Here is a 6,784-nt window from a genome sequence, read left to right as displayed (position 1 = left end):
ATGACAGGTGCCCAAAGGTATTCCTCTCCGCCATCGCTCTCGCCGCCACGGTCATCTTCTGGCTATGAAACAAGAACGAGTCCTGACCCTAGTGTCGTTTTGAAAAATGACATTCGGTTTGGAAAAGATGGGCGAGGCGCTATTTCCGTGCCTTGTCAGTGTCCGGATATTCAACCCATTTAGTTGGTCACCGCGACAGGTTCAGTTTCGAGGAAAGCCCACCGGTTGTTTAAAGCAATGGATGAAAGTTACCTGACTTAAATCATTTGCGTAATTTGTTCTGAAAAAGTGGTGAGCCGTGGAGGATTTGGACCTGAGATCCGCTACCGAGGCGTTGTAGAAGCGTATCTTAGTTCTTTTGTACCGTGACCATTCGAACAGCATTGAAGCCCATTCCGACCCGTCTGCACATTTTGACGTTCGGGACTGGTTACACAAAGTCTGGAGTGTGCGGAAATCAAACCTTTTCTTAGCTCTCGTTGATTGGCGAGGAGACTATTCCCGGAATTGACTATCCTGTGGACACAAAAATCTCTATAAAACGATGTTGTTGTTTGTCGTTTTGAAAAAGATGAAAACACGATGCGTTCAAGTATACGAAGTTTTTTGATCGTTCTGACCTGCTTTGTTGGGCTAACAGCTCCCCGCGTTTTGCATGCTTGTACGGTGTGTGTAGAGCTTCCAAAAGCCTCTATTGCTGATCACGTCCTTGCCGCCGAGGTCATCGTATTGGCTGGCCCCACGTCAGGGAACCCATTCAAGTTCTCAATTAGACGAGTCTTAAAGGGCTCGGACGACAGGTTAAAAGAAATTCCCGAAATTCCATTTCTGGTTGATAGCGTAACGAGGCGCGCATTCCGCTCTGATCCAACGAATACAGTTCTTTTCACATATGGAGCAACGCGCACAGACAGAGCCGGGCGCAGTTTTTCGAGGGGATGGAAACGCATATTCACGATGACCCCAGAGCGAAAAGAGTTTATCGGGAAACTTCGCTCCGTCGGTCAGCTTTGGACTTATGGAGAAACGGATAGCTCTGACCGAATTTCGTTCTTCTCTGACTATCTGTGGCACTCTGATCACGTATTACACAGCACTGCCTTGATTGAAATTGGTCGAGCACCCTACGACTTGGTGCGCCCGATAGGAGACAGGGTTTCAACGAACCAGATCTTGGAAGAGCTCAATAGACTGGATCGCTTTGTCTACAGGCCCACCGTCATACGCCTGCTTGGCCTGCAAAGCGACACGCATGCCCGCTCAATCGTACGTCAGCGATACATCAAAGCACTAAATAACGGGGGCCTAAACGCATTTGAATGGGCGCTTGCTGGCATAGAGGCAGATGGAGCATTGGCAATCAAATCGATTGATCTGGTACTTCAAGGTAATCAAATGACGGATGACGACAAATGGGCGTTCGTCCAGGCTTTAACAGAGGCTGGATCGTCTCAGCCGAGGTTCAGAGGTGAGATTATCGCAATCCTATTAACGGTTCTGGAAAGAGATCGTACCCTCGCGGCTCGGATTGCTTTCGCTACGCGAAATTGGGGACAGACCCCACTGCACCAACAGTTCAAGGCCATTGCCGATCACGAACTAACAGACCCGGCAACAGAGTTTGTTCTAAATATGGTTCTGGATCAGGAAGTGGCGGTTGAGTAACCTAACTTGATGTTTTTCAGAATCTTAAAGCTGTTCGCTATGCGGATATGGGCCTCGCCTCTTTCCGGACCATTGAAAACCTTACAAACTGGATGACAAAACGATCCAAACCATGGCGCATTGCCATGCGGTCGTAGAACAACAACACCAGAAACCGTGTTACATTGCTTCTGTTAGACAAACCCCGATGGCAGAAGACCAGAGATCACTCACACACAACATTGTAGAAAGGAAAAAAGTGGTGAGCCGTGCAGGATTCGAACCTGCGACCCACTGATTAAAAGTCTTATTATCCCATTTTCGATAGCATTATAGCCAATTCGATTGAACAGTATATTCTCTTAAATAACAAAAGTTTTAACGTGCATAGGTTTCTATAGGACCCTTCCCAATTCTCCGCACTTTGCTTACCTTGTGCTTACCCAAGCCGTCCGAGACCAATATGCCCAACGTCAGATTAACAAAATCAAGTGTCGATCGCCTTTCAGCTACAAACCGGGACACGATATATTGGGACGACGGTCTGCCGGGTTTTGGACTTCGCGTGAAAACGACCGGCGTCAAAAGCTTCTTAGTTCAATATCGCAACAAACAAACCGGTCGGTCGAAACGCAAGACACTTGGGCGATATGGGCCGACCTTGTCTTTGGGCACCGCCCGCGAAATAGCACGCGCGCTTCTTGCTGACGTGGTACGTGGCGCAGATCCTGTCGCCGATGCTCAAAGCCTAAGGCATTCACCAACGGTGAACTCACTTGCCACGCAATACATGACCGAACATGCGGAACCGAAGAAACGTCCCGGTAGCGTTCGGAATGATCGGTCAATGCTGGACAGATACATTCTCCCCAAGCTTGGGGATCTTAAAGTCATTGAAGTGACGCATCAGCATGTTCAGAAGCTTCACAATCAAATGCGTGATACGCCCTATCAAGCCAATCGCACTCTGGCGCTTATGTCGAAAATGTTTGAACTGTCTGTGCGCTGGGGTCAGCGTTCTGACAATCCGGCGCGCGGCATAGAAAAGTTCCCCGAGGAAAAGCGGGACCGCTGGTTGTCAGACGGTGAGCTGCAAAGACTTTTGGTGGCTCTGTCAGAGCATCCAAATCAGGTTGCAGCGAACGCTATTCGCCTGCAGCTCCTGACAGGCGCACGGATCGGCGAAGTGCTGAAGGCAAAATGGGAAGACTTCGATTTGGACCGCGCGGTCTGGACAAAGCCGTCGCACCACACAAAGCAAAAGCGACGAGAGCACCTGCCGATTTCGTCAGCAACCTGTGATTTGCTTGCGGCAATGAAAGCAGGGGCATCTCCTGAAAGTCGTTGGTTGTTTCCGGGACGCTCTCCGGACCAACCGTACAAAGATCTGAAGAAATTTTGGAGCTCGGTCACTACATCAGCAGGCCTTCAAGACTACCGTATCCACGACAATCGGCATACGCATGCGTCGCATCTCGTTTCCAGCGGTCTGAGTCTGCCTATAGTTGGTCGATTGCTTGGACACACGAACCCGTCTACCACGCAACGCTACGCGCATCTCGCAGATGACCCGTTGCGGCAGGCAGCGGATGTGATGGGTAAGAAGATCAGCGGTGGCAGTTCCTGAAACCTGAGAATTTCCTGTGCTGAAGACACGCGAGCGGCAATTAGACTGCAGCTGTCGGCACAGTGTCGATGTTTGGGACGGAAGGGAATGGACGGAGATCTAAGATGTCCAAATCTCTACTTCCCGTTGTCACAACGCGTCGTCCGCCTTGGAACAAAGGCAGACTAGTCGGACAGAAGCGGCCATTGCAGTCAAAGCAAGTCTGGGCCATTCGCGCTCGGCTCGAACTTGCAAACAAGCTGAGAGACCTGGCATTGTTCAATCTTGCCATCGATAGCAAGTTGCGCGGGTGCGATCTCGTCCGCCTGAGGGTTAACGATCTCGCCGTCGGCAATTCTGTTCGCGATCGGGTATCCGTTGTTCAACGTAAAACTGCGAAGCCAGTGCAATTTGAAGTGACGGAGAATACACGTGAAGTCGTGTCGCAATGGGTCTCTTCTCAATATATGCATGGACAACGGTATCTGTTTCCAAGTCGTATGCATGCTTTGCCGCATCTTTCGACCCGGCAATACGCTAGGCTTGTCCGGGAATGGGTGTCAGCGATTGGTCTCGATCCGACCAGCTACGGCACGCATTCGCTTAGGCGCACCAAAGCGGCATTGATATACAGAAAGACCGGAAACCTACGTGCCGTTCAACTTCTGCTCGGTCACAGCAAAGTGGACAGTACGGTGCGTTACCTTGGCGTCGAGCTTGAAGACGCGCTTAGTATTGCCGAACGCATCGATCTTTAACCTTTTAGGCGGGCGGGATCGTCCGCTCGCCGCTCCCAAGCAGACTTTCGGAATCTCCCGTTAATCTTCCGCTTCGAGCCCATCTTGACGAATGCCGCTGTTCATTCGAAAGACTGCAACACGTAATAAACCTGTCATTGGAGCTGCATTAAAGGCACTGATTGTTGCGGTAGCCGAAAATAATTCGATTAACCACTGGCTAAAATGTAACTCTCGCCCGGACCCCGAATACGGTGACCGATTTTTCGGCTGGATTGAATACCGGATTGGAAAGAAATTGAATGCTGGGGGTAATCGCCAGATTTTGAGCAACTTGCCATCTGTAAAATAACTCTGCTGCGATCTGGCTTTCATCGGTGTTTTGAACTTCTCCCCAGCTGGCACCCATGCCGATCATACTGTCACGGAATACTCCTTTAGTGAAACCAGCAGAAACGAGTTTTTGGTAAAGTGTGCCAGCCCCGTCCTTGGCCCAGGCAATGCGGCCGAACGTTCCAAGACGCTGTTCTGTAAATGTGTAAGAGCCAGTCAACCCTGCTCCGTAATTGGCGTCATCTGTATGCCAAAGGGCTATGTGTAGGTTGTTGAAAAGGTAAGACAGGCCAGACAAGTCCTGATCGGTCCAGCCGAATTCCAACGCTTTGAAATATTCTCCGTCACCAAGTGTTTCCAGCGACAAATCATCATAGCGCCCATTGGCATCCATGATCATGCCCAAGACATAGAGTTTGCTACGGGGAATACCGACATACCCCCCTACGCCAAACGATCCCGCTGAAGGGTAACCAATGGTCGGGCTGAGAATGATGCTGTTGTTTTGGAACGTCGTCAGGTTGTCCGAGTATGGTGTAATGTCGAATTGGGAAAAGGCGCTCATTCTGCCGACCCGTAATTCGATGGGTGCGTCGCCAACATCTAATCTTTGCCGCAACATGAAAACAGGAAGCCCCCAGCCTTGATTGCTCCAGTCCGGTGCGGTCGTTCCTGCCCATCCAAAATTCGGAGCCAGAGCTTCGGGAGCCAGAGCCGTACCGACGCGATGTCTGTTTTCGACCCGTATGTCCAAAGTCCCTGTTCGGGATTTATCGGTACGCTCCCATAGATCCCAACTGATATAGGCCCGGAAAATTCCACCGGTGGCACTGTCCTCTCCGGCTTCGTTATTCGCTCCCTGCGTTGCGAAGTTATAGTCGAAACCCAGCCTGACACCCTTGTCTTCGGCAATCCGCGATTTCCAATCGTTCCAAGGTTCAAGCGCCCGGTCGATACCTGGAAAATCAAAGGTAGTCTCTTTAGGCTCGTTATCCGCTTCTATTCGCGCCGAAACTTCGTTGGGGCCGCGAGGGATCGTTCTGGCTTGACCTTCGGACACAGTTGGTGCCGAGAGCTCCTCTGAAATGGCGACACCGGGAGCGGCAATGCCTAAGGCCACGGCCAGCAGTATCGATGCCATCGACTGGTTGGATTGTTTTTGGCCTATCATTCATTTTGCCTGTGTTTTGAAACGATTGACTGAGTCGGATCTGACATCAATGGTTTTAGATAACCCCGTAGAATGGTCGTCTGAGACAGCCGTCGTGGATCCACTTGGTAAGCGTGGTGTAATCCCACACAGGTAATCTGACCGCATTCTGTACCGCATGTGCGGCGGGTGGCAGTTCTGTGCATTCCAGCAAGATTGAGCCGATTGCCGGATCTTTCTCTACGAGCGACCGCGCCATCGCAACGATCTCCTGCTCCAGCAACAACATGTTATAACTCCCGACCAAGTTCAGGACTTTCTTCATTTCCGGACCATTCTCCAGTCCTCCAATGACAATCCTGTTCGCCTTGTCTTCTGGAGAGACACCGCAATTCTCAATCGCAGGCCCCGCCGCAAGAACTTCGCCGCTCGCAGTAATGACACCAACCTTTTTCTTCCTCGGCAAGCTTTGCAGAATTGTTGGAAGCTGAATGAGGCTGGAAGAATAGAAAGGTGTGTCAATCTGTTCGGCGACAGCTTTCTGATAAGTTCCAAAGAAACCGCAATTCCCCATGATGGCGCGCACCCCTTGAAGCTCCAGCCAGCGCGCCGCCTTGACGATTTCGTCCGTGAAGGCTTCGGGAGGTTCGAGCGCCATTATGTCATACGGGTTTTCCGGCAGCATCTCGCGGTAGAGCAGCGGGAAATCGAATGTCGTTGCATTGCCCATATTACCCGGTGCCATCGGTAGGTGCGCTCGGAGTTGTATTAAGCCAATCGTAACGCCACCGACATTGCGTCCCATCCACCAGTTCACGTTGGCGTCCCTTTCCGTGGACGGCACGTAGTAATCACTGGTTGGCTCGCCTGGCTTCAGCGTCTCAGATGGAGCTGTGTATTCAGCGGGAACATCCGACGGTGGGCTATTGCTGTAGACCGCCTGGGCATCGGCACGGCCGCCAACCATCATCGTCGCACCGATGGCGCCACCAGCCACCAGCAGTTCGCGGCGTTCAGGCGATTGCGGGGCGCCCTCAGCGATATCTGCCGGGGTATCGCCATTCCCCTTCAGTCTCGAAATCTTTTCGCTGTAAGATTGATTGTTGTCGACATGATCGGTCATGTGAATTCCTCCTCGCAGCCACTCTGGCCAAGTTCCACGGCCCTGGCAGACAGGACCCGCAGAATCCGCTCTATGTGAGTTCAGAAAAGCCCATCTGCGCTTTGGCGTCCTTTCTTTCTCGGACGACGCCGCCATTTAACTGACCGAGATTGAGTGGTACGGTCAGATTCCATTCCGCAGTGTTCATAATT

Annotated in this window: 5 protein-coding genes; 3 read left to right on the top strand and 2 right to left on the bottom strand. The window is 51.4% G+C overall.

The genetic code is table 11. The features are described from left to right. The first annotated feature begins 606 nt into the window (after positions 1-606). The 3 genes from ACR0C5_RS16435 to ACR0C5_RS16425 all read left to right on the top strand — a co-directional run bounded on the left by ACR0C5_RS16435 (position 607) and on the right by ACR0C5_RS16425 (position 4,008). Positions 607-1,665 carry a hypothetical protein gene (locus ACR0C5_RS16435; RefSeq protein WP_480877919.1) on the top strand — a complete coding sequence of 353 codons (1,059 nt, stop codon included), beginning with the start codon at positions 607-609 and terminating at the stop codon, positions 1,663-1,665. A gap of 442 nt (positions 1,666-2,107) precedes the next feature. Further along, positions 2,108-3,271, top strand: a complete 1,164-nt coding sequence (locus ACR0C5_RS16430) for a site-specific integrase (RefSeq protein WP_170493041.1) — start codon at positions 2,108-2,110, stop codon at positions 3,269-3,271. Between the two features lie 104 nt (positions 3,272-3,375). After that, complete coding sequence (locus tag ACR0C5_RS16425) at positions 3,376-4,008, top strand: tyrosine-type recombinase/integrase (protein WP_170682752.1); 633 nt, start codon at positions 3,376-3,378, stop codon at positions 4,006-4,008. 199 nt (positions 4,009-4,207) lie between these two features. Here the strand turns inward: ACR0C5_RS16425 and ACR0C5_RS16420 are convergent, their stop codons facing one another. Both ACR0C5_RS16420 and ACR0C5_RS16415 read right to left on the bottom strand, forming a co-directional pair. Next, on the bottom strand, positions 4,208-5,491 hold the full coding sequence (locus tag ACR0C5_RS16420) for a carbohydrate porin (protein ID WP_170787365.1): 1,284 nt from the start codon (positions 5,489-5,491) through the stop codon (positions 4,208-4,210). Between the two features lie 55 nt (positions 5,492-5,546). Beyond that, positions 5,547-6,593: an aspartate/glutamate racemase family protein gene (locus ACR0C5_RS16415; protein ID WP_170787364.1), complete on the bottom strand. Its 1,047-nt coding sequence runs from the start codon at positions 6,591-6,593 to the stop codon at positions 5,547-5,549. Positions 6,594-6,784 lie beyond the last annotated feature (191 nt).

The organism is Ruegeria sp. N8 (assembly GCF_056531325.1).
This window is presented reverse-complemented; position numbering and strand designations above follow the sequence as displayed.

What these genes read in the sequence shown, in the direction of transcription:
- ACR0C5_RS16425 (WP_170682752.1), top strand. Translation starts at nt 3,376, where the DNA reads ATGTCCAAATCTCTACTTCCCGTTGTCACAACGCGTCGTCCGCCTTGG.
- ACR0C5_RS16420 (WP_170787365.1), bottom strand. Translation starts at nt 5,491, where the DNA reads ATGATAGGCCAAAAACAATCCAACCAGTCGATGGCATCGATACTGCTG.
- ACR0C5_RS16430 (WP_170493041.1), top strand. Translation starts at nt 2,108, where the DNA reads ATGCCCAACGTCAGATTAACAAAATCAAGTGTCGATCGCCTTTCAGCT.
- ACR0C5_RS16415 (WP_170787364.1), bottom strand. Translation starts at nt 6,593, where the DNA reads ATGACCGATCATGTCGACAACAATCAATCTTACAGCGAAAAGATTTCG.